Origin of the sequence: Mesorhizobium sp. M0074, from assembly GCF_040322975.1 — a bacterium.
GTDB lineage: Bacteria > Pseudomonadota > Alphaproteobacteria > Rhizobiales > Rhizobiaceae > Mesorhizobium.
This window is the reverse complement of the sequence record NZ_JAMYUM010000042.1, coordinates 1-21,609: the sequence shown is the minus strand read 5'-3', so window position 1 is coordinate 21,609 and position 21,609 is coordinate 1. Positions and strand designations below refer to the sequence as shown.

18 protein-coding genes, 1 tRNA gene and 1 pseudogene are annotated in these 21,609 nt (G+C 62.1%); 2 read left to right on the top strand and 18 right to left on the bottom strand.

Features of this window, described 5'->3' with window-relative positions:
• The 4 genes and pseudogenes from NKJ73_RS32630 to rpsL all read right to left on the bottom strand — a co-directional run.
• Window positions 1–85: pseudogene (locus NKJ73_RS32630) on the bottom strand (GTP-binding protein); the annotation flags it as partial.
• Window positions 86–152: 67 nt separating this feature from the next.
• Window positions 153–2,243: an elongation factor G gene (gene fusA / locus NKJ73_RS32625; protein ID WP_023680448.1), complete on the bottom strand. Its 2,091-nt coding sequence runs from the start codon at window positions 2,241–2,243 to the stop codon at window positions 153–155.
• Window positions 2,244–2,273: 30 nt separating this feature from the next.
• The gene (gene rpsG, locus NKJ73_RS32620; RefSeq protein WP_008875664.1) at window positions 2,274–2,744 is read right to left on the bottom strand and encodes a 30S ribosomal protein S7; all 471 of its coding nucleotides are present in this window, start codon (window positions 2,742–2,744) and stop codon (window positions 2,274–2,276) included.
• 85 nt (window positions 2,745–2,829) lie between these two features.
• Window positions 2,830–3,201, bottom strand: a complete 372-nt coding sequence (gene rpsL / locus NKJ73_RS32615) for a 30S ribosomal protein S12 (RefSeq protein ID WP_006333356.1) — start codon at window positions 3,199–3,201, stop codon at window positions 2,830–2,832.
• A 462-nt stretch (window positions 3,202–3,663) separates the two neighbouring features.
• Between rpsL and NKJ73_RS32610 the strand changes: the two genes are divergently transcribed.
• Together NKJ73_RS32610 and NKJ73_RS32605 are read left to right on the top strand one after the other, a co-directional pair.
• Window positions 3,664–3,945: a transcriptional regulator gene (locus NKJ73_RS32610; RefSeq protein ID WP_023680447.1), complete on the top strand. Its 282-nt coding sequence runs from the start codon at window positions 3,664–3,666 to the stop codon at window positions 3,943–3,945.
• A 123-nt stretch (window positions 3,946–4,068) separates the two neighbouring features.
• A complete protein-coding gene (locus NKJ73_RS32605) occupies window positions 4,069–4,998 on the top strand; it encodes a Gfo/Idh/MocA family protein (RefSeq protein WP_352572480.1) in 930 nt (309 codons plus the stop codon).
• Between the two features lie 49 nt (window positions 4,999–5,047).
• On the opposite strand, the gene NKJ73_RS32600 is transcribed toward NKJ73_RS32605, so the two are convergent.
• From NKJ73_RS32600 to NKJ73_RS32535, 14 genes are all read right to left on the bottom strand, one after another.
• A complete protein-coding gene (locus NKJ73_RS32600; protein ID WP_352572478.1) occupies window positions 5,048–5,713 on the bottom strand; it encodes an O-methyltransferase in 666 nt (221 codons plus the stop codon).
• Between the two features lie 84 nt (window positions 5,714–5,797).
• Window positions 5,798–9,994, bottom strand: coding sequence for a DNA-directed RNA polymerase subunit beta' (rpoC, locus tag NKJ73_RS32595; RefSeq protein WP_352572476.1), 4,197 nt, complete (start codon window positions 9,992–9,994; stop codon window positions 5,798–5,800).
• A 131-nt stretch (window positions 9,995–10,125) separates the two neighbouring features.
• Complete coding sequence (gene rpoB / locus NKJ73_RS32590) at window positions 10,126–14,262, bottom strand: DNA-directed RNA polymerase subunit beta (RefSeq protein WP_352457481.1); 4,137 nt, start codon at window positions 14,260–14,262, stop codon at window positions 10,126–10,128.
• A 284-nt stretch (window positions 14,263–14,546) separates the two neighbouring features.
• Complete coding sequence (rplL, locus tag NKJ73_RS32585; protein WP_023680442.1) at window positions 14,547–14,924, bottom strand: 50S ribosomal protein L7/L12; 378 nt, start codon at window positions 14,922–14,924, stop codon at window positions 14,547–14,549.
• 54 nt (window positions 14,925–14,978) lie between these two features.
• Complete coding sequence (rplJ, locus tag NKJ73_RS32580; protein ID WP_008875657.1) at window positions 14,979–15,497, bottom strand: 50S ribosomal protein L10; 519 nt, start codon at window positions 15,495–15,497, stop codon at window positions 14,979–14,981.
• 392 nt (window positions 15,498–15,889) lie between these two features.
• Window positions 15,890–16,588: a 50S ribosomal protein L1 gene (gene rplA / locus NKJ73_RS32575; protein WP_023680441.1), complete on the bottom strand. Its 699-nt coding sequence runs from the start codon at window positions 16,586–16,588 to the stop codon at window positions 15,890–15,892.
• Between the two features lie 4 nt (window positions 16,589–16,592).
• Complete coding sequence (gene rplK, locus NKJ73_RS32570) at window positions 16,593–17,021, bottom strand: 50S ribosomal protein L11 (protein ID WP_023680440.1); 429 nt, start codon at window positions 17,019–17,021, stop codon at window positions 16,593–16,595.
• Between the two features lie 159 nt (window positions 17,022–17,180).
• Window positions 17,181–17,708, bottom strand: coding sequence for a transcription termination/antitermination protein NusG (nusG, locus tag NKJ73_RS32565; RefSeq protein ID WP_006333333.1), 528 nt, complete (start codon window positions 17,706–17,708; stop codon window positions 17,181–17,183).
• Between the two features lie 27 nt (window positions 17,709–17,735).
• The gene (gene secE / locus NKJ73_RS32560; RefSeq protein ID WP_023680439.1) at window positions 17,736–17,939 is read right to left on the bottom strand and encodes a preprotein translocase subunit SecE; all 204 of its coding nucleotides are present in this window, start codon (window positions 17,937–17,939) and stop codon (window positions 17,736–17,738) included.
• Window positions 17,940–18,302: 363 nt separating this feature from the next.
• Window positions 18,303–18,378: transfer RNA gene (locus tag NKJ73_RS32555), tRNA-Trp, on the bottom strand.
• Between the two features lie 77 nt (window positions 18,379–18,455).
• On the bottom strand, window positions 18,456–18,971 hold the full coding sequence (locus NKJ73_RS32550) for a hypothetical protein (RefSeq protein ID WP_352572474.1): 516 nt from the start codon (window positions 18,969–18,971) through the stop codon (window positions 18,456–18,458).
• Between the two features lie 128 nt (window positions 18,972–19,099).
• Window positions 19,100–19,582: a group II truncated hemoglobin gene (locus NKJ73_RS32545; protein WP_352572472.1), complete on the bottom strand. Its 483-nt coding sequence runs from the start codon at window positions 19,580–19,582 to the stop codon at window positions 19,100–19,102.
• Window positions 19,583–19,678: 96 nt separating this feature from the next.
• Window positions 19,679–21,364: a COG3904 family protein gene (locus tag NKJ73_RS32540; protein ID WP_352572470.1), complete on the bottom strand. Its 1,686-nt coding sequence runs from the start codon at window positions 21,362–21,364 to the stop codon at window positions 19,679–19,681.
• A 159-nt stretch (window positions 21,365–21,523) separates the two neighbouring features.
• Window positions 21,524–21,609 (bottom strand): EF-Tu C-terminal domain-related protein (locus NKJ73_RS32535; protein ID WP_455749504.1); only part of this gene is annotated, 86 nt, incomplete at its 5' end.

Sequence of the window (21,609 nt, the reverse complement as noted above, 5' to 3'; positions counted from 1 at the left end):
TCAGCGACGTCTTGCCATGGTCGACGTGACCAATCGTGCCAATGTTCACATGAGGCTTAGTGCGCTCGAATTTACCTTTTGCCATGTGATCTCTCCATTCCTGCCAGCCCGTGCGGGCCTTGAATTAAGTTACTGATGCAACTCGTTTCGAGTTACGCGTATTTCTTCTGGACTTCCTGGGCGACCGCGGTCGGGACCGGCTCGTAGTGGTCGAACTGCATCGTGTAGGCCGCGCGGCCCTGGCTCATCGAGCGAAGGTTGTCCACGTATTTGAACATGTTGGCGAGCGGCACCATCGCGTTGATGACCACAGCCACGCCACGGGCTTCCTGGCCCTGGATCTGGCCGCGACGGCCGTTCAGGTCGCCGATAACGCTGCCGACGTAATCTTCCGGCGTCACCACTTCGACCTTCATGATCGGCTCGAGCAACTGCACGCCAAGCTTGGGCGCTGCTTCACGGAAGCAGGCGCGGCCGGCGATTTCGAAGGCCAGAACCGACGAGTCCACGTCGTGGTAGGCGCCATCGATCAGCGTCGCCTTGACGCCGATCATCGGGAAGCCGGCGAACGGGCCCGAGGTCATGACGCTGTTGATGCCCTTTTCGACACCGGGGATGTATTCCTTCGGCACAGCGCCGCCGACGATCTTGGTTTCGAACTCGAATTCGCTGCTTTCCGGATTCGGCTCGAACAGTATCTTGACGCGGGCGAACTGGCCGGTACCGCCGGTCTGCTTCTTGTGCGTGTAGTCCTGCTCGTGCTTGCGGGTGATCGTCTCGCGGTAGGCCACCTGCGGCGCGCCGACATTGGCCTCGACCTTGAACTCGCGGCGCATGCGGTCGACGATGATGTCGAGGTGAAGCTCGCCCATGCCGGAAATGATCGTCTGGCCCGATTCCTCGTCGGTCTTGACGCGGAAGGACGGATCCTCGGCGGCCAGGCGGTGAAGGGCGAGACCCATCTTTTCCTGGTCGTTCTTGGTCTTCGGCTCGATGGCGATCTGGATGACCGGATCGGGGAATTCCATGCGCTCGAGGATGACCGGATGCAGCGGATCACTGAGCGTGTCGCCGGTGGTGGTGTCCTTGAGACCAGCGAGGGCGACGATGTCGCCGGCAAACGCCTCTTCGACGTCGGCGCGCGAATTCGCATGCATCTGCAGCATGCGGCCGATGCGCTCTTTCTTGCCCTTCACGGTGTTGTCGACCGAGATGCCCTTGGTGAGCTTGCCCGAATAGATGCGGGCAAAGGTGAGCGAACCGACGAACGGGTCGTTCATGATCTTGAAGGCGAGCATCGACAGCGGCTCGTTGTCGTCGGCATGACGCTCGATCTCGGCGTCGGTCTTGGCGTCGACGCCCTTGATGGCCGGGACATCGGCCGGCGACGGCAGATATTCGACGACGGCGTCGAGCAGCGGCTGCACGCCCTTGTTCTTGAAGGCCGAGCCGCAGAACATCGGATAGAACTTCACCGCGATCGTGCCCTTGCGGATGAGCGCACGGATCTCGTCGTTGCTCGGCATCTTGCCTTCGAGGTAATTCTCGAGCGCCGTTTCGTCCATTTCGACGGCGGCCTCGATCATCTTCTCGCGGTATTCTTCGGCACGAGCCTTGAGGTCGGCAGGGATCTCGACGATGTCCCAGGCAGCGCCCAGCGTCTCGTCGCGCCAGACCAGCGCGTTCATCTCGACGAGGTCGACGACACCCTTGAACTCGGTCTCGGCGCCGATCGGCAGCTGCATGACGACGGCATGCGCACCTAGGCGCGAACCGATCATCTCGACCGAGCGGTAAAAGTCGGCGCCGATCTTGTCCATCTTGTTGCAGAAGATCATGCGCGGCACGCGGTACTTGTCAGCCTGACGCCAGACGGTTTCCGTCTGCGGCTCGACACCGGCATTGGCGTCGAGCAGCGCGATGGCGCCGTCAAGCACGCGCAGCGAACGCTCGACCTCAATGGTGAAGTCGACGTGGCCGGGGGTGTCGATGATGTTGAAGCGGTGCATCTTGCCGTCGCGACCCTTCCAGAAGGTCGTGGTCGCGGCGGACGTGATGGTAATGCCGCGCTCCTGCTCCTGCTCCATCCAATCCATGGTGGCAGCGCCGTCGTGGACTTCCCCGATCTTGTGCGACTTGCCCGTGTAATAGAGGACGCGCTCGGTGGTCGTCGTCTTGCCGGCGTCGATATGCGCCATGATACCGAAATTGCGGTAGTCTTCGATTTTATATTCGCGGGCCATGGGAGGTGCCTCTTCAGTCTCGTTCGCGCTTTACCAGCGGTAGTGCGCGAAAGCGCGGTTGGCTTCTGCCATCTTGTGGGTGTCTTCACGCTTCTTGACGGCGGTGCCGCGGTTGTTGGCCGCGTCCATCAGCTCGCCGGAGAGGCGGTCGACCATAGTGGTCTCGTTGCGGTTGCGGGCGGCGGCAATCAGCCAGCGGATGGCCAATGCCTGACGGCGCTCGGGGCGCACGTCGACCGGAACCTGGTAGGTGGCGCCGCCGACGCGGCGCGAACGCACTTCCACATGCGGCGCGACATTGTCGAGCGCCTGATGGAAGACGGTGACCGGCTCCTGCTTGGTCTTGGACTGAACCTGGTCGAGCGCGCCGTAGACGATGGTCTCGGCAACCGACTTCTTGCCGTCATACATGACGGCGTTCATGAACTTGGTGACGATCAGATCGCCGAACTTGGGGTCCGGATTGATCTCACGCTTTTCTGCACTGTGACGACGGGACATTTTTTCTCTGCCTCAATTCTACGCGGTGGCCTGGATCCCGGATCGTCGCTTGACGCCGCCCGGAACGACCTTGGCTACGCTTCGGTCACTTCGGACGCTTGGCGCCGTATTTCGAACGGCGCTGCTTGCGGTTCTTCACGCCTTGCGTGTCGAGCACGCCGCGGATGATGTGGTAACGGACGCCCGGAAGATCCTTGACGCGGCCGCCGCGGATCATCACCACCGAGTGTTCCTGAAGGTTGTGGCCTTCGCCGGGGATGTACCCGATCACTTCAAAACCATTGGTCAGGCGGATCTTGGCCACCTTGCGCAGCGCCGAGTTCGGCTTCTTCGGCGTCGTGGTGTAGACGCGCGTGCAGACGCCCCGCTTCTGCGGGTTCTGCTGCATGGCCGGGACCTTGTTGCGCTTCACCGGCGCAATGCGCGGCTTGCGGATCAGCTGGTTGACGGTAGGCATTAAACCCTCTTGTCTCTCAATTCCGTGTCTCGCCCGGTCAGGGCCGCTCAAAGCGTCATTTCCATACGCAAATTCGGGCCACAAACCGCGCCTCGCGGTCTTGCCCGAACAAATGGCAGAGGAAGCGGAAGCCGCTTCATGCACGCCGGAAATGTCTTTTCGCTCGTAAAACGAACCCTGTTTGAGGCAAACTCCAAAGCGTGTCGCTTCGGAAGCAAGAGCCTCACATCGGTTCTGACTGGGCGGCTTCTACTCGTATGGCCACTGTCCGTCAACCCCGGAGCGGCAAATATTGCGCTGAACCCGAGGCGTGGCAGCCATGCGAAAAGCGCATGTAATTTTCTTGCGCCGTTTTTCAAGAGGATGCCAGAAAGTGACCGGCTTGCGGCTGTTTCCAGGCCGTGCTTCGTGCGAAAAGGCGGCATGAGCAGCCCAAACCCCCTCGCCCGGAGGTACGAACCCGTGAATGACAATGAGGAGCGCCCGGTCACCATTATTACCGGCCGGGTGTGGAAGCGCAAAGGCGGCAAGCCGGAAGGCGTGCATGTGATGCTGGTCGCGCCGGACGACGATTCGGCGGTGCGCCGCGCTCTCGAATCGCTTGCCGCCGAAGGTTATGCCGAGGCAGAGCTCGATCAGATCGGCGACATGGACGGCGTGCCGGACGAGGAGCCGCATCTGTCCGCCTATCAGGGCGCGCTCGAAGGCGAAGTGTCGATCGTGACGTTCGATGTGCCGATCTGAAGAGATCTGAATCGCGGTCGATCTCACGGGCCGGCGACAAAGCCCGGCGACTTGCCCGGCACAAGTTCTCTGCTAAGAAGCGACCTCTGGCAAAACCAAGCACACTCAACCTGCGGAGTTCCCATGTCCTCTAATCCCATCAAGCTCGGCATCGTCGGCGTGGGAAAGATCGTCCGCGACCAGCACCTGCCGGCCTTGGCGAAGGACCAGGATTATCGCCTGGTCGCCGCAGCGAGCCGCCACGGCAAAGTCGAAGACATCCCGAATTTCCCGACGATCGAGGCGATGCTCGACTCGGTGCCGGAGCTCGAGGCGGTGTCGCTGTGCATGCCGCCGCAGTTTCGTTACGACGCCGCGCGCTTGGCGCTGGCGGCGAAAAAGCATGTCTTCCTGGAAAAGCCGCCCGGCGCCACGGTCAGCGAGGTCGAAGACCTGAAGGCGCTGGCGGCAGCGAACGGCGTCTGCCTGTTCGCCAGTTGGCATTCACGCTATGCGCCGGCTGTCGAAGCAGCGCGCACATTCCTCAGCTCGACTACGATCAGGTCGGCCGCCATCAACTGGAAGGAAGACGTGCGCCGCTGGCATCCGAACCAGGAGTGGATCTGGGCTCCCGGCGGCTTTGGCGTCTTCGATCCCGGCATCAACGCGCTGTCGATCGCCACCCACATCCTGCCGCCGATGTTCATCAGCTCGGCAGAACTCGATTTCCCTGAAAACCGCGCGGCCCCGATCGCCGCCCATATCGCCTTCCGCACTTCGAACGGTCTGCCGGTGACGATGGAACTCGACTGGCGTCAGACCGGCCCGCAAAGCTGGGACATTCTGGCCGATACCGAGGCCGGATCGATGGTGCTTTCTGGCGGCGGCTCAAAGCTCGCCATCGATGGCCGCGTCGTTCACGAGGAGCCGGAAGCCGAATACCCGATGCTCTACAAGCGCTTTGCCGAGATCGTGCGCGCCGGCACCTCCGACGTCGATCTCGCGCCCCTGCAGCACGTCGCCGACGCCTTCATGCTGGGCAAGCGCAATGTGGTGGAAGCTTTTTTCGACTGACGAGTGGGCGCCGGCCGGATCGCAGGTCTGGTCGGCGCACCGCACAAAATCAATTGACGATCGCTATTGCAAAGCCGTCATAGCCCTTGGCGCCAACAGTCTGGATCGCGGTGCCTTCCAGACGTTTGTCGCTGCCGATGAACGAGAACGCCGCGCGTGCCCCTTCGACATTGGCGTCGCGACCATCTTCATTCACCACCGCGCCGTCACGGATGACATTGTCGCAGACGATGACGGTCCCCGGCCTCGAAAGACGCATGGCCCAGGACAGATAGTGCGGGTTGTTCGGCTTGTCGGCGTCGATGAAGATAAAATCGAACGGCCCGGCATTCTCGGCGCCTAAGGCCGCAAGCGATTGAAGCGCCGGTCCGACCCGCAGTTCTACCTGGTCAGACACCCCTGCCCGTTCAAAGTTCGACCGCGCGACACTGGCGTGGTGCGGATCAAGCTCGAGCGTCACGACCTTGCCGTCCATCGGCAATGCTCGCGCCATCCAGATTGTTGAGTAGCCGCCCAATGTGCCGATTTCGAGTACCTTCTTTGCTCCCTGCATTCGCGCAAGAAGTGAGAGCAGCTTGCCTTGTGCCGGGGAAACGTCGATAGGCGGCAGGCCCTGATCATGGTTGGCCGCCAGAACGGCATCAAGAGCGGGATCCGCCTCGAAAAGAGCTTCGACAATGTAGTCGTCGACAGAAGCCCAGATCTTCCTGCTCATCGTTTCTTCTCCGATCCGATTGAGGAACCAAAATGCGAAAAGGGGCCACTTAGGCCCCTTTTCTATCTTCTCTTGCTTGCGCGCTTACTGCGCCGCGTTAACCATGTCGGTCAGCATCGGCTCGGCGACCTCGACGCCGGACGCCTTGCGGCGCTCGTCGATGATCAACTCGTCGCGCGAGGTGGCGATGCGCCGGATCTGGCTCATCGTACCGCCGGTACCGGCCGGGATCAGCCGGCCGACGATGACGTTTTCCTTCAGCCCCTGCAGCATGTCGGTCTTGCCGGCAACCGCAGCTTCGGTCAGCACCCTCGTCGTCTCCTGGAAGGAAGCGGCGGAGATGAAGGACGGCGTCTGCAGCGAGGCCTTGGTGATGCCAAGCAGCACCGGCTGGCCTTCGGCCGGCTTCTTGCCTTCCTCGACCAGGCGCTCATTGACCTCTTCCAGCTCGATCACGTCGACGTGGTCGCCCGGAATGTAGGTCGAATCGCCCTGCGTGGTGATCTCGACCTTCTGCAGCATCTGGCGAACGATCACCTCGATGTGCTTGTCGTTGATCGACACGCCCTGCAGGCGGTAGACCTCCTGGATCTCGTTGACGAGGTAGGAGGCAAGCGCCTCCACGCCCTTGATCGCCAGGATGTCGTGCGGCGCCGGATTACCGTCGAGGATGTAGTCGCCCTTCTCGATGACGTCGCCGTCCTGGAGATGGAACGGCTTGCCCTTCGGGATCAGGTATTCGACCGGCTCAAGCGTCGAGTCATGCGGCTCGATGATGATGCGGCGCTTGTTCTTGTAGTCGCGGCCGAAGCGGATCGTGCCATCGATCTCGGCGATGATGGCGTGATCCTTCGGACGGCGTGCCTCGAACAGTTCGGCCACACGCGGCAGACCACCGGTGATGTCCTTGGTCTTGGCGCTTTCCATCGGGATACGCGCCAGCACGTCGCCGGGGCGAACCTGTGCGCCCGGCTCGACCGAAAGAATGGCCTCGACCGAGAGCAGGAAGCGGGCGTCGCCGCCCTTCGACAGCTTGCCGACCTTGCCCTTGGCATCCTGGACGACGATCGCCGGCTTGAGGTCGTTGCCGCGTGGCGTCGAACGCCAGTCGATGACCTCGCGCTTGGTGATGCCGGTCGATTCGTCGGCGGTTTCCTGGACGGAAATGCCATCGACCAGATCCTCGAATGCCACCCTGCCCTCGATTTCGGTGAGGATCGGGCGGGTATAAGGATCCCACTCGGCGATACGCTGGCCGCGCTTCACCTTGTCGCCATCGTCGACGAAGATGCGCGAACCGTAGGTGACGCGGTGCGTGGCGCGTTCCTTGCCGGCTTCGTCGAGGATCAGCACCGCCATGTTGCGGCCCATGACCATCAGCTGGCCGTCGGAGTTGCGCACCACGTTGCGGTTGCGGATCTCGACCTTGCCCTCGTAGGAGGCTTCAAGGAACGAGGAATCCACCACCTGCGCCGTGCCGCCCATGTGGAAGGTACGCATGGTGAGCTGAGTGCCCGGCTCGCCGATCGACTGCGCCGCGATGACCCCGACAGCCTCGCCCTGGTTGACGGGCGTGCCGCGGGCCAGATCGCGTCCGTAGCAGACCGCGCAGACGCCGACCCTGACCTCGCAGGTCAGCGCCGAACGGATGCGGACAGACTGCACGCCGGCCTTTTCGATCAGTTCCACGTCACGCTCGTCCATCAGCGTTCCGGCCTTGACCAGAACCTCGCCGGTGACCGGGTGGGTGATGTCGTCGAGCGAGGTGCGGCCGAGAACGCGCTGACCAACCGAAGCGACGACCTGACCGGCATCGACGATCGGCTGCATGGTGAGGCCCTTGTCGGTGCCGCAGTCGAGCGAGTTGACGATGCAGTCCTGCGCCACGTCGACAAGACGACGCGTCAGGTAACCCGAGTTCGCCGTCTTCAAGGCGGTGTCGGCCAGACCCTTGCGGGCGCCGTGGGTCGAGTTGAAGTACTCGAGCACGGTGAGGCCTTCCTTGAAGTTCGAGATGATCGGCGTCTCGATGATTTCACCGCTAGGCTTGGCCATCAGGCCGCGCATGCCGGCGAGCTGGCGCATCTGGGTGGGCGAGCCGCGCGCACCGGAGTGCGACATCATGTAAATCGAGTTCATCGGCTTCTGACGGCCGTTGTCCTCGAACTCGACCGCCTTGATGCGGGCCATCATTTCGTCGGCGACCTTTTCCGAGCACTTGGCCCAGGCGTCGACGACCTTGTTGTACTTCTCGCCCTGGGTGATCAGACCGTCATTGTACTGCTGCTCGTACTCCTTGGCCAAAGCCTCGGTGTCGGAGACCAGCTTGATCTTGGCGTCCGGGATCAGCATGTCGTCCTTGCCGAACGAAATGCCGGCACGGCAGGCGTGGCTGAAGCCGAGAGCCATGATGCGATCGCAGAAAATGACCGTCTCCTTCTGACCGCAATGGCGGTAGACGGTGTCGATCATCTTGGAGATGTTCTTCTTGGTCATCTCCTGGTTGGCGGTCTCGTAGGGCACGTTGTGGTTCTTCGGCAGCAGCTCGCCGATGATCATGCGGCCAGGCGTGGTGTCGTAGATCTTCGACACGACCTTGCCGTCGGCGTCGACCGTGCGGAAGCGCCCCTTGATCTTGGCATGCAGCGTCACCGCCTTGGTCTCGAGCGCGTGCTGGAGTTCGCCCATGTCGGCAAACACCATGCCCTCGCCCGGCTCGTTCTGGTTGACGATCGAGAGATAGTAGAGACCGAGAACCATGTCCTGCGACGGCACGATGATCGGCGCACCGGAAGCCGGGTGCAGGATGTTGTTGGTCGACATCATCAGCACGCGGGCTTCGAGCTGCGCTTCCAGCGACAGCGGCACGTGGACCGCCATCTGGTCGCCGTCGAAGTCGGCGTTGAAGGCCGTGCAGACCAGCGGGTGAAGCTGGATCGCCTTGCCTTCGATCAGGATCGGCTCGAACGCCTGGATACCGAGGCGGTGCAGCGTCGGTGCGCGGTTCAAAAGCACCGGATGCTCGCGGATGACCTCGTCGAGGATATCCCAGACCTCCGGACGCTCCTTCTCGACCAGCTTCTTCGCCTGCTTGACGGTCGAGGAGTAGCCCTTGGCGTCGAGACGGGCGTAGATGAAGGGCTTGAACAGTTCGAGCGCCATCTTCTTCGGCAGGCCGCACTGGTGGAGCTTGAGCTCCGGACCGGTGACGATGACCGAGCGGCCGGAATAGTCGACGCGCTTGCCGAGCAGGTTCTGGCGGAACCGGCCCTGCTTGCCCTTCAGCATGTCGGACAGCGACTTTAGCGGACGCTTGTTGGCGCCGGTGATGACGCGGCCGCGGCGGCCGTTGTCGAACAGCGCATCGACGGCTTCCTGCAGCATGCGCTTTTCATTGCGCACGATGATGCCGGGCGCGCGCAGCTCGATCAGCCGCTTCAGGCGGTTGTTGCGGTTGATGACGCGGCGATAGAGGTCGTTCAGATCCGACGTGGCAAAACGGCCGCCGTCCAGCGGGACAAGCGGGCGCAGATCCGGCGGGATCACCGGAACCACCTTCATGATCATCCATTCCGGACGGTTGCCGGATTCCATGAAGTTCTCGACGACCTTGAGCCGCTTCAGGTTCTTCTTCTGCTTGAGGTCGGAGGTGGTCGAAGCCAGCTCAGAACGCAGATCGCCGGCGATCTTCTCGAGGTCCATGCCGGCCAGAAGGTCGTGGATCGCCTCGGCGCCGATCATGGCGGTGAACGAATCCTCGCCATACTCGTCGACGGCCATCATGTACTCTTCCTCGCTGAGCAGCTGGTGCTCCTTCAGCGCGGTCAGGCCGGGTTCGGTGACGATGTAGTTCTCAAAATAGAGGACCCGCTCGATGTCCTTCAGCGTCATGTCGAGCAGCGTGCCGATGCGCGACGGCAGCGACTTCAGGAACCAGATGTGGGCGACCGGTGCCGCCAGCTCGATATGGCCCATGCGCTCGCGGCGGACGCGCGACAGCGTGACTTCGACGCCGCACTTCTCGCAGATGACGCCCTTGTATTTCATGCGCTTGTACTTGCCGCACAGGCACTCATAGTCCTTGATCGGGCCAAAAATGCGCGCGCAGAACAGGCCGTCACGCTCCGGCTTGAAGGTGCGGTAGTTGATGGTCTCCGGCTTCTTGATCTCGCCGAACGACCAGGACAGAATCTTCTCAGGGCTGGCAAGCGAGATCCGGATGGAATCGAACACCTGCGCAGGCGCCTGGGGATTGAAGAGATTCATGACCTCTTGGTTCATGCCGTTCTCCTTTTCGGGGTCCTCGAAAACCCCTTGCATCTAGCGCGGGCCAAACGCCCGCCGACTTGATCGGCCATCGGCCGAGAATTTGGTGCGTCCGGTCGCGGGAAGACCGCGGCCGGACGTCTTGCTTATTCGGCCGCGTCGGGCAGCCGGATCGGGTTGTCGTCGAGCTTGGTGTTCTCCAGCTCGACATTGAGGCCGAGAGACCGCATTTCCTTGACGAGAACGTTGAAGCTCTCGGGAATGCCGGCCTCGAAGGTGTCGTCGCCTCTGACGATCGCCTCATAGACCTTGGTGCGGCCGGCGACGTCGTCCGACTTCACCGTCAGCATCTCCTGCAGCGTGTAGGCGGCGCCGTACGCTTCGAGTGCCCAGACCTCCATCTCGCCGAAGCGCTGGCCACCGAACTGCGCCTTGCCGCCCAGCGGCTGCTGGGTAACGAGCGAGTACGGCCCGATCGAACGCGCGTGGATCTTGTCGTCCACAAGGTGGTGAAGCTTGAGCATATATATATAGCCCATCGTCACTTTGCGATCGAACGGCTCGCCGGTGCGTCCGTCATAGAGCTGCGACTGACCGCTGGTGTGCAGGCCCGCCTGCTCCAGCATGATGTTGATGTCGGCCTCGTGCGCGCCGTCGAACACCGGTGTCGCGATGGAGACGCCGCGGCGCATCTGCTCGCTGAGGCGAACGATGCTCTCGTCGTCATATTCGCGGACCGGCTCGTTGCGGTCGTTGGAAGGCATGAAGCTCTCGAGCGTCTTGCGCAGCGGCTTGATGTCGCCCGCCGTCTTGTATGCGTCGATCAGATCGCCGATCTTCCTGCCCATTCCGGCGCAGGCCCAGCCCAGATGCGTTTCCAGGATCTGGCCGACATTCATGCGGCTCGGCACACCCAGCGGGTTGAGCACGATATCGGCATGCGTGCCGTCCTCGAGGAAAGGCATGTCCTCGACCGGAACGATCCGCGACACGACACCCTTGTTGCCGTGCCGGCCGGCCATCTTGTCGCCGGGCTGCATCTTGCGCTTCACGGCCACGAAGACCTTGACCATCTTCATGACGCCCGGAGGCATCTCGTCGCCGCGCTGCACCTTCTCGACCTTGTCCATGAAGCGCTGCTCGAGCGCCTTCTTGGAATCGTCGTACTGGCCGCGCAGGGCTTCCAGTTCGCTCTGGAGCTTTTCGTTCTCCACGGCAAACTGCCACCACTGCGAACGCGGATACTCGTCGAGCGTGTCCTTCGACAGCTTCGAGCCCTTCTTGAAGCCCTTCGGCCCGGCAATCGCTTCCTTGCCGACGAGAACGTCGGAAAGACGCGAATAGACGTTGCGGTCGAGGATCGCCTGCTCGTCGTCGCGGTCCTTGGCGAGGCGTTCGATCTCCTCGCGCTCGATCGCCATGGCGCGCTCGTCCTTCTCGACGCCGTGGCGGTTGAAGACACGCACTTCGACGACGGTGCCGAAGGTTCCCGGAGGCATGCGCATCGAGGTGTCGCGCACGTCCGAGGCCTTTTCACCGAAGATGGCGCGCAGCAGCTTTTCTTCCGGCGTCATCGGGCTTTCGCCCTTTGGCGTGATCTTGCCGACCAGGATGTCGCCCGGCTGCACTTCCGCACCGATGTAGACGATGCCGGCCTCATCGAGGTTCTTCAGCGCTTCTTCCGAGACGTTGGGAATGTCGCGCGTGATCTCCTCCGGCCCCAGCTTGGTGTCGCGGGCCATGACTTCGAACTCCTCGATGTGGATCGAGGTGAAGACGTCGTCGGCGACGATGCGCTCGGACAGGAGGATGGAATCCTCGTAGTTGTAGCCGTTCCACGGCATGAACGCGACCAGCACGTTACGGCCGAGGGCCAGATCGCCGAGCTCGGTCGACGGGCCGTCGGCGATGATGTCGCCCTTGTTGACCCGGTCGCCCATGCGCACCAGCGGACGCTGGTTGATGCAGGTGTTCTGGTTCGAACGCTGGAATTTCATCAGCCGGTAGATGTCGACGCCGGACTTGCCGGGATCGAGATCTTCCGTGGCGCGGATGACGATACGCGTCGCGTCTACCTGGTCGACGATGCCGCCGCGGCGGGCGCCGATGGCGGCGCCCGAGTCACGGGCGACGATCGGCTCCATGCCGGTGCCGACGAACGGCGCTTCGGCGCGCACCAGCGGCACGGCCTGACGCTGCATGTTCGAGCCCATCAGCGCACGGTTGGCGTCATCGTTCTCCAGGAACGGGATCAGGGCCGCGGCCACCGACACCATCTGCTTCGGCGACACGTCCATCAGATCGACGTTTTCGCGCGGCGCCATCATCACTTCGCCGGCGTTGCGGCAAATGACGAATTCGTCGACGAAATGACCATTCTTGTCGAGCTCGGCATTGGCCTGCGCGACGTGGTGCTTGGCCTCTTCCATAGCCGAGAGGTAAACGACCTCATTGGTCAGCTTGCCGTTGACGATCTTGCGGTACGGGCTCTCGATGAAGCCGTATTTGTTGACGCGCGCGAAGGTCGCAAGCGAGTTGATCAGGCCGATGTTCGGGCCTTCCGGCGTCTCGATCGGGCAGATGCGGCCGTAATGCGTCGGGTGCACGTCGCGCACTTCGAAACCGGCACGCTCGCGGGTCAGACCGCCCGGTCCAAGCGCCGAAAGACGGCGCTTGTGGGTGATCTCCGAAAGCGGGTTGGTCTGATCCATAAACTGCGACAGCTGCGAGGAACCGAAGAACTCGCGCACGGCGGCAGCCGCCGGCTTGGCGTTGATCAGGTCCTGCGGCATCACCGTGTCGATCTCGATCGAGGACATGCGTTCCTTGATCGCGCGCTCCATGCGCAGCAGGCCGACGCGGTACTGGTTCTCCATCAGCTCGCCGACCGAGCGCACACGGCGGTTGCCGAGATTGTCGATGTCGTCGATCTCGCCCTTGCCGTCGCGCAGTTCGACCAGCGTCTTGACCACGGCCAGGATGTCGTCCTTGCGCAGCACGCGCACGGTATCCTCGGCCTTGAGCTCGAGGCGCATGTTCATCTTGACGCGGCCGACGGCCGACAGATCGTAGCGCTCGCTGTCGAAGAACAGCGAGTTGAACATGGCTTCAGCGGTTTCCAGCGTCGGCGGCTCGCCGGGGCGCATGACGCGGTAGATGTCGAACAGCGCGTCCTGGCGGCTCTCGTTCTTGTCGACGTTGAGCGTGTTGCGGATGTAGGCGCCGACGTTGACGTGGTCGATGTCGAGGACCTTGATCTCATCGTCACCGGTGCCAAGCAGCACTTTCAGCGTCTTTTCGTCGATCTCGTCACCGGCTTCGAGGAAGATCTCGCCGGTCCCGTAGTTGACAATATCCTCGGCAAGGTAGTTGCCGAGCAGATCCTCGTCGGTCGCCTTGATCGCCTTGAGACCCTTTTCGCCAAGCGCCCTGGCCTGGCGGGCGGTGATCTTCTTGCCGGCCTCGACGACGACTTCGCCGGTGTCGGCGTCGACCAGGTCACCAACGGCCTTGAGGCCGCGGAAACGCTCGACGTTGAACGGGATGCGCCAATGGTCGCCGGCGCGCTTGTAGGTGATCTTGTTGTAGAAGGTCGACAGGATCTCTTCGCCGTCCATGCCGAGCGCCATCAGCAGCGACGTCACCGGAATCTTGCGGCGGCGGTCGATGCGGGCGTGCACGACGTCCTTGCTATCGAACTCGATGTCGAGCCACGAGCCGCGATAGGGAATGACGCGCGCGGCAAACAGAAGCTTGCCGGACGAGTGCGACTTGCCCTTGTCATGGTCGAAGAAGACGCCCGGCGAACGGTGCATCTGCGAGACGATGACGCGCTCGGTACCATTGACGATGAAGGTGCCGTTCAAGGTCATGAGCGGCATGTCGCCCATGTAGACGTCCTGCTCCTTGATGTCCTTGATCGACTTCGCGCCGGTATCCTCGTCGATATCGAACACGATGAGGCGCAGCGTCACCTTGAGCGGCGCCGCATAGGTCAGGTCGCGCTGACGGCATTCGTCAACGTCGAATTTCGGTCCCTCGAACTCGTACTTCACGAATTCCAGCATCGAGGAGCCGGAAAAATCGGAAATCGGGAAGACCGACTTGAAAACTGCCTGCAGTCCCTCGTCAGGACGCCCACCCTTGGGCTCCTCCACCATCAGGAACTGGTCATAGGATGCCTTCTGAACCTCGATCAGGTTCGGCATCTCCGCAACTTCCGGGATCTTTCCGAAAAACTTGCGTACGCGTCTGCGGCCATTGAAAGTCTGGGTCTGGGCCATCGTCGCTCCTTAGCTCAATTCTCGGGACGAGCCTCGCCGCGGCTCGCCTTGCATCTCGGGCCACCTCGGCGGCCCTGTCTTGTTGCCCGCCGCCTGTCGGCGGCTTCTTGTCTTTTCACCCACCACCAATTTGGCGGCGGGCCAGAAACGGGAGAAAACCCGTTTCCTGAAGGCCGGTTTGCGGCCCTCAGGAAAGAGGTTTTCGCACTCTTCGCGTTACGCAGCCTCCCTTCGACGCGAAAGGAGTGGCGGCCGGCGCGACGCCGTCCGCCGGTACTCAACGCTTACTTCAGTTCGACCTTGGCGCCGGCTGCTTCCAGCTGGGCCTTGAACTTGTCCGCGTCGGCCTTGGAAACGGCTTCCTTGACCGGCTTCGGAGCCGCCTCGACCAGGTCCTTGGCTTCCTTGAGGCCAAGACCGGTGATGGCGCGAACTTCCTTGATGACGTTGATCTTCTGAGCGCCTGCCTCGGTGAGGACGACGTCGAATTCCGTCTTTTCCTCGACCGGAGCAGCAGCGGCCGCAGCGCCGCCGGCAGCGGCAACCGCCACCGGAGCAGCGGCGGAAACGCCCCACTTTTCTTCAAGAAGCTTCGACAGCTCGGCCGCCTCGAGGACGGTCAGCTTCGAAAGGTCGTCTACGATCTTTGCCAGATCAGCCATTGCAATGTTCCTTCATAAGGTTCGAACGTGTGTTTGTGATAGCGAGGAACGGCCTCATGCCGCCTCGTCCTTCCGGGCGTAAGCGCCGATGACGCGCGCGACCGAGGCCGCAGGCGCATTGACGATCTGGGCGATCCGGGTTGCCGGCGTGGCGATCATGCCAACCAGCCTGGCGCGCAGCTCATCGAGCGACGGAAGTGTGGCGAGTGCCTTTACACCGTCGGCATTGAGCGAGGTGGTGCCCATTGCGCCGCCGAGAATGACGAGCTTGTCATTTCCCTTGGCGAAATCGGACGCGACCTTCGGCGCCGCAATCGGATCCTCCGAATAGGCGATCAGCGTCTGTCCCTTGAACAGCTCGATGATCGATGCGGAGTCCGTGCCCTGAAGAGCGATTTTGGCGAGACGGTTCTTCGCGACTTTGACGGTGCCACCGGCGGCGCGCATTTTCGACCGAAGGTCGTTCATTTGCGCGACGGTGATACCGGCGTAGTGGGCCACGACGACTGAACCAGCGCTTGAGAACGCATCATTCAGGCCCGTGACGAGTTCGCGTTTTTCCGCTCTGTCCACTGCCTATCTCCAGTTGACCCCTGCCCTCTACGAAGGACAGGCGTCGGGTTGCCTTTTGCCGGCCGGGCCATCCAGTAACGGATCTCCCGAACGACGCTCGAGGATCCTGCCCCCTTTCGCCACACCTGCCGGCAAGCCGGACGGTGCGCAGACAAAAGGCAAACACGGTTCGAACCTTTCATTGGAGCTTGTGGCTCCTTTGTCTGGTCTTCACCCGTCTCATGCAGGCCCACATGAATTAAGGCCCACATCACCTAAGGCTTGGGGGCCGCCTGCAATCTCGGACAGGATGTCCGGAAGCCTTTCGACTTCCGGTACCGGGCCGCCGACAGGTCGGAGGCCCGGAATTCTTTCACGGATCAGCGTTTTAGCGGCCGATCCAATTGTTCGTATCAGGACGCTGCGAGCGTCGAGACGTCGAGCTTGAGGCCCGGGCCCATCGTCGAGGTGACCGACACCTTCTTGACGTAGTTGCCCTTGGCACCAGCCGGCTTTGCCCTGGTCACCGCATCAGCGAAGGCGCGGACGTTTTCTTCCAGCGCCTTGACGTCGAACGAGACCTTGCCGACGCCGGCGTGAACGATGCCGGCCTTCTCGACGCGGAACTCGACGGCGCCGCCCTTCGATGCCTTGACGGCGGCGGTAACGTCGGTGGTGACGGTGCCGACCTTCGGGTTCGGCATCATGCCGCGCGGACCGAGCACCTTGCCGAGACGGCCGACCAGCGGCATCATGTCCGGCGTGGCGATGCAGCGGTCGAAGTCGATCGTGCCCTTCTGGACGATGTCGACCAGATCCTCGGCTCCGACGATGTCGGCGCCGGCGGCCTTGGCCTCCTCGGCCTTGTCGCCACGCGCGAAGACGGCGACGCGAACGCTGCGGCCGGTGCCGTTCGGCAGGTTGACCACGCCGCGGACCATCTGGTCGGCATGGCGCGGGTCGACGCCGAGGTTCATCGCGACTTCGATCGTCTCGTCGAACTTCACCGAGGAGCGATCCTTGAGCAGCTTCAGCGCCTCACCCAAAGCGTACGCCTTGTTGGGATCGATGCCTTCGCGGGTCTTCGATACACGCTTTGCAATCTTTGCCATGATCTCAGCCCACCACTTCCAGACCCATCGAGCGGGCGGAGCCCTCGACCATGCGCATGGCCGCCTCGACGTCGTTTGCGTTCAGATCCTTCATCTTCTGCTCGGCGATGGCGCGCACCTTGTCGCGGCCGATCGTGCCGGCCTTGACCTTGCCCGGCTCCTTCGAGCCCGACTTCAGGTTGGCGGCCTTCTTCAGGAAGTAGCTCACCGGCGGCGTCTTCATGACGAAGGTGAACGACTTGTCCTGGTAGTAGGTGATGACGACCGGAACCGGCGAGCCCTTTTCCATTTCCTGGGTCTGCGCGTTGAACGCCTTGCAGAACTCCATGATGTTGATGCCACGCTGACCAAGCGCCGGGCCGATCGGGGGCGACGGCGTGGCCGATCCCGCGGAAACCTGGAGCTTGAGCTGGCCTGCAATTTTCTTAGCCATCTCTCTTCCTGCCTTTTCTCATGCCGTCTTGCCGGCGGTTGCAGTCTGGTGGTGCGGTCCGTGCGGCCGGCTAAAGCCGCATTCGCCTCCCACCCGTTTTTGGCCGCGCGATCTCCGCGCCGCCTTCCCTGCCGCCGAAACCGGTGCAGGGATTTCGGATCAGCCCTTTTCGACCTGTCCGAATTCCAGATCGACCGGCACAGCGCGCCCGAAGATCGAAACTTCCACCTTGAGCCGCGCCCGCTCTTCGTCCACTTCCTGGACGAAACCGTTGAAGGACGCGAATGGTCCATCCGAAACGCGGATCGCTTCGCCGATCTCGAACGTCACCGACGGCTTCGGCCGCTCGACGCCCTCCTGAACCTGGTTCAGGATACGCTGGGCCTCGGCTTCGGTGATCGGCACCGGCTTGGAGTCGCCCAGGAAACCGGTGACCTTCGGCGTGTTCTTGACGAGCGAGAACACGGCGTCGGTCAGATTGGCTTTCAGCAGCACATAGCCCGGAAAGAACTTGCGCTCGGCATCGACCTTGCGGCCGCGGCGGATCTCGACGACCTTCTCGGTCGGCACCACGATCTGCTCGATGTCGGCGGACAGGCCCTTCTGCTTGGCCTTGTTCTCGATGTCCTCGGCGACCTTCTTTTCAAAGTTCGAGTAGGCGTGGACGATGTACCACCGCGCGGTCATTTCAAGACTTCTCCGTAATCGCCGGACTTACTGTCCGAGGCCGAGGATTTTTTCGACCGCAAAGCCCATGGCCACGTCTGCGGTAAAGAAAAAGATCATCGCGATGACCGCGAACACAAGGACCATCACCGTCGAGATCATCGTTTCGCGCCGCGACGGCCAAGTGACCTTGGCGGTCTCCGCGCGAACCTGCTGGAGAAAGGTGAAAGGATTTGTGGTTTTCGAAGCCATATGCCGCTCTGTCTGCAAGACCCGTTGGCCGGGTCTCCTGGATGATCCCGCTGGCCGGGACGTGCCGCTTGAGCGTGCGTTCGCGCCGAATCAGCGCAATCATTTCGCCCATGCAAATCAGACGCGTAAAGCCGGCTTCCCAGCTCCACGCGTCGCGTGTCTGTTTCGTCTACATAAAACCGATTCTTGATCCACGCAAGTGGCAAGTGTCCGCTTTATGGCCAAACGCCGCCTCGGAACCATCCAGTCGTCCCGTCCCGGCTATGCGGCCCTTATGCCGCAACTTATGCCATATGGCAAGTCACAAGCCGATTTTCAAAGGCCGCACTGCAAAAGAATCGTTTTAGGTATCCATTCAAAGAATGGCACGGGCAGCAGGGCTCGAACCTACGACCTGCGGTTTTGGAGACCGCCGCTCTACCAACTGAGCTATGCCCGTATGCGCATGTCGGCGCAGCAGGCGCTTCCTAAAAGCTTCCGCGCGCTCTGTAAAGAGCGACGTGCGCTACCCGGCCTTCATCTTCGAAAGTCCAGGCGTCCTCCCGGCCATTTCCCGTCGATCCGTTGATTGCTGACGATCAAGCCGACCCAGGGACGCACGATTTTTGGGTCGGTCAGATTGATGTATTTTCCCACCAGCCCTTTCGCACCATGGCGCCGGGCATCGATGAGCCCCTTGCGCACGCCATTATGCCAATCGAACAGCAGGTAAACTCTCTCTCCCGCCGTCTTCACCTCGCCCCGGCCAGACTTCCATTTATCCTTGCTGTCGCCTGGAATCGTGGGATCGGCACCGCCGTTCCAACGGCTGGACCAGCTGCCTTCGATGGTGTCGTTGCGGTCGCGGTCGCTTTCGGTGCCCCAGGCCTCGGCATTTTCATCGCTTGCAGTTCCCTCCAGTTTCACGCCGGCGGCGAACGCCGACACCTCCTCGTCGTCGGGAGAGGGGACGTCCATGACGCCAAACGGATTTCGGACTCCGCGGTCGCTGTCAAAGACGCTGTCTGAATTTTTCTTGCCTTCCGATCTCATCGCAAAGCCTCCGGTTTTCAATGTGGCCCCGCCAGTCGACGGCGGTCTCAAGCCGTTAGCCTGGAGGACCGAAACCTCCATAGCAACCCGTTTTCCTGGCCGGCAGGTTTTCGACCGTTTGCGCCCGGTCAGGTTCCCGAAGGCGGCTTGTAAGGCCCGCCGGGCACGCCCCAACCCCAGGCCGGCATTGGTTCCGTCTCGGGATCGCAGGTCGGGCCCTTGTTGGAGTTCATCCTGGCCAGCCGCGATCCCCATTCGACATAGGCCATGAAGGCCGAGCGGAATTCGGGATCGTCAGGCAGGCCGACCTCGTCGGCGGCGTCGGCGAGAAGGTTGATCCAGCGCCGGCGCTGCTCCTCGGTCAGATGCTTGCCGAGATGGTGCATCACCATCTCGCGATGGCCGCCGTGCTTTTCGCTGTAGGTTTTCGGTCCACCAAAAACTTCGCCGATGAAAGCCGCGACGTGAGCGGGATGATCCGGCGACATGTGTTTGAACACCGGCCCGACGATGGGGTCCCGAGAGACGTTGTCGTAGAAGGCTTGGGTCAGGCGGTTCAGCGCTTCGGTGCCGCCTGCCCATTCAAACAATGTCGGGACATCCTGGCTCATTCGCGATCCCTCCCATGCTGGACTTCAACCGCGCTGGACGATAGCGGAAACATCGAGCGCCGCTCAACCTGCCTCGATGGCCAGTGCAAGGTTGCGCTAAAGCTTCGCCGGCGTCTCTGCCTCGGCGCTGGCGGACGGCAGAACGCGGCAGTTGTCGGGCTTCGGCGACGGCTTGCAGATGGTGGCGCCCGTCAGCGCGTCCACCGATTGCGGCCCCGTCGTCAGTCCAACCTTCAGCATTAGGTCGGGTTCGAGCTGGCGCTCGACCGAGCGCTGCTCGAGCGCGGCGAACAGACCGGGACCAATCGCCATGTCCTCGAGATAGGGCTTAATTATCTGCTGCTGTCCCATCAGGTACATGCCGAGCCGCGCTTGCGGACCGACAAACCGTCTGACGCCGCCGGCAAGCATGAGCGCGCACGCCGAATCGCATACCGCTCCCGAATCGACGGTCAGGCCGGCATAGGCGCCCTCTTTAGCCAAGCAACTCCACTCTCCCGGGTCGCAGCCAACAAAATCGGTGCGGGCGACGGCGATGTCGAGCTTCTTTTCGTGGATAAGTCGCCCCACCGCCAGAGCACTGAACAGGTCGCCTCCTTGTGAGCTGACCACCACCGGCAGCCGTCGGTTGCCAAGCATGGCGAGCAACTGGCGCAGCTTCTGCGGGGTCTGAGGCGCAATCGCGCCTTCGGCCGAGATCCATTCCGGGCAGTTTGGATTGCAAAGCGGGTTGCTGCCGCGGACCAGGACGAAGCGCATGTCTGCGACCTCCTTCGGCCGCGGGGTTTCGAGCCCTGCGGGTGCAGGCTCGGCTTTCGCCACCACTTCGCCGGCCGGCTTCGTGATATTCGCCGGCGCCGGCACCTCCCTGCAACTCGCCGGCAACGGATTGGATCGGCATAGCGTTGGCGCGATCAGCAAGTCGACGGCGTCCAGGCTGGTGACGAGATTCATTTGCAGCATGTCGTAGGGAACCAGTTGCTGGATGCTGCTGGCCGGCGTGCTTTTCATGGTCTCGAGCACGCCCAGGCCGATGCCCATCTCCTTCAGATAGGCCGCCAGCTTCCGCTCCAGCGGCTTGTTCATCTCATAGGTCTTGTAGCTGCCGGCGTTCTTCCGGCTGACGACCCTGGTGCTGAGTATCTTCTTCTTGCCTTTCACCATGCGATAAGTGGTGCGGTACAGCAATTTCGTCCGGATATAGGTCGTGGTGATCTGATGGACGCCGAGAAAGGCCCATTCCCCGACCACGCGCCGGATGCCACCGGAAAACATCAACGGACAGGCGGAATTGCAGATGGCGCCATCGGCATAAGCATTGCCAAAATAACGGGCGCCCTTGCCGTCGTTTTCCTTGCAGTTCTTCACATCTGGCAGACAGCCGACGAAGCGGGTTTTGCCAACGGCGATATCGAGCTTGTTCTTGCGGATCAGGCGACCAAGTGTCAGCGCCGCTTCGACATTGCCGCCGGGGGAATCGACGACGATCGGCAGCTTTCGGCCGCCAAGCGCTTTCAGCGCGCGTTTGAACAGGGCCGGCGTGCCGGCTTCTATCGAGCCTTCCGCCGATATCCATTCCGGACAGGTCGGCTCGCAGCCCGGCGCGCTGCTGCGGACGACGACGAACCGCATTGTCGGGCCGAAATCCGGCGCGGATTTTTCCGGCGTGGATTTCTTTGCATCCGCTGCGAAGGCAGCGTGGCCCATGGCAAGCAACGACACCAGGCAGATCAGCCCTAGCGACCACCATGCCTGACTATGCAAACGGCGCCATGGAACCATTCGGGCAGCCCCCCTCGATGCAACCTATACTAGTTATGGCAGAGGCGCTTGCAACAGGATTTGAAGCAATGCGGTTAATCCATTGCCAGAATATCAGAATCAAAAGGGCGGCCCGAAGACCGCCCCTTTGCATCCGATCTCAACCGGCAGCGCCGGCGACTACTCTTTGATGGTGACGACGATGCCGGCACCGACGGTGCGGCCGCCTTCACGGATGGCGAAGCGCAGCTTCTCTTCCATGGCGA

Bases quoted from the DNA above. Each gene is read 5' to 3' on its own strand.
- fusA (WP_023680448.1), bottom strand. From the start codon at position 2,243: ATGGCCCGCGAATATAAAATCGAAGACTACCGCAATTTCGGTATCATG.
- rpsG (WP_008875664.1), bottom strand. From the start codon at position 2,744: ATGTCCCGTCGTCACAGTGCAGAAAAGCGTGAGATCAATCCGGACCCC.
- rpsL (WP_006333356.1), bottom strand. From the start codon at position 3,201: ATGCCTACCGTCAACCAGCTGATCCGCAAGCCGCGCATTGCGCCGGTG.
- NKJ73_RS32605 (WP_352572480.1), top strand. From the start codon at position 4,069: ATGTCCTCTAATCCCATCAAGCTCGGCATCGTCGGCGTGGGAAAGATC.
- NKJ73_RS32600 (WP_352572478.1), bottom strand. From the start codon at position 5,713: ATGAGCAGGAAGATCTGGGCTTCTGTCGACGACTACATTGTCGAAGCT.
- rpoC (WP_352572476.1), bottom strand. From the start codon at position 9,994: ATGAACCAAGAGGTCATGAATCTCTTCAATCCCCAGGCGCCTGCGCAG.
- rpoB (WP_352457481.1), bottom strand. From the start codon at position 14,262: ATGGCCCAGACCCAGACTTTCAATGGCCGCAGACGCGTACGCAAGTTT.
- rplL (WP_023680442.1), bottom strand. From the start codon at position 14,924: ATGGCTGATCTGGCAAAGATCGTAGACGACCTTTCGAAGCTGACCGTC.
- rplA (WP_023680441.1), bottom strand. From the start codon at position 16,588: ATGGCAAAGATTGCAAAGCGTGTATCGAAGACCCGCGAAGGCATCGAT.
- rplK (WP_023680440.1), bottom strand. From the start codon at position 17,021: ATGGCTAAGAAAATTGCAGGCCAGCTCAAGCTCCAGGTTTCCGCGGGA.
- nusG (WP_006333333.1), bottom strand. From the start codon at position 17,708: ATGACCGCGCGGTGGTACATCGTCCACGCCTACTCGAACTTTGAAAAG.
- secE (WP_023680439.1), bottom strand. From the start codon at position 17,939: ATGGCTTCGAAAACCACAAATCCTTTCACCTTTCTCCAGCAGGTTCGC.
- NKJ73_RS32550 (WP_352572474.1), bottom strand. From the start codon at position 18,971: ATGAGATCGGAAGGCAAGAAAAATTCAGACAGCGTCTTTGACAGCGAC.
- NKJ73_RS32545 (WP_352572472.1), bottom strand. From the start codon at position 19,582: ATGAGCCAGGATGTCCCGACATTGTTTGAATGGGCAGGCGGCACCGAA.
- NKJ73_RS32540 (WP_352572470.1), bottom strand. From the start codon at position 21,364: ATGGTTCCATGGCGCCGTTTGCATAGTCAGGCATGGTGGTCGCTAGGG.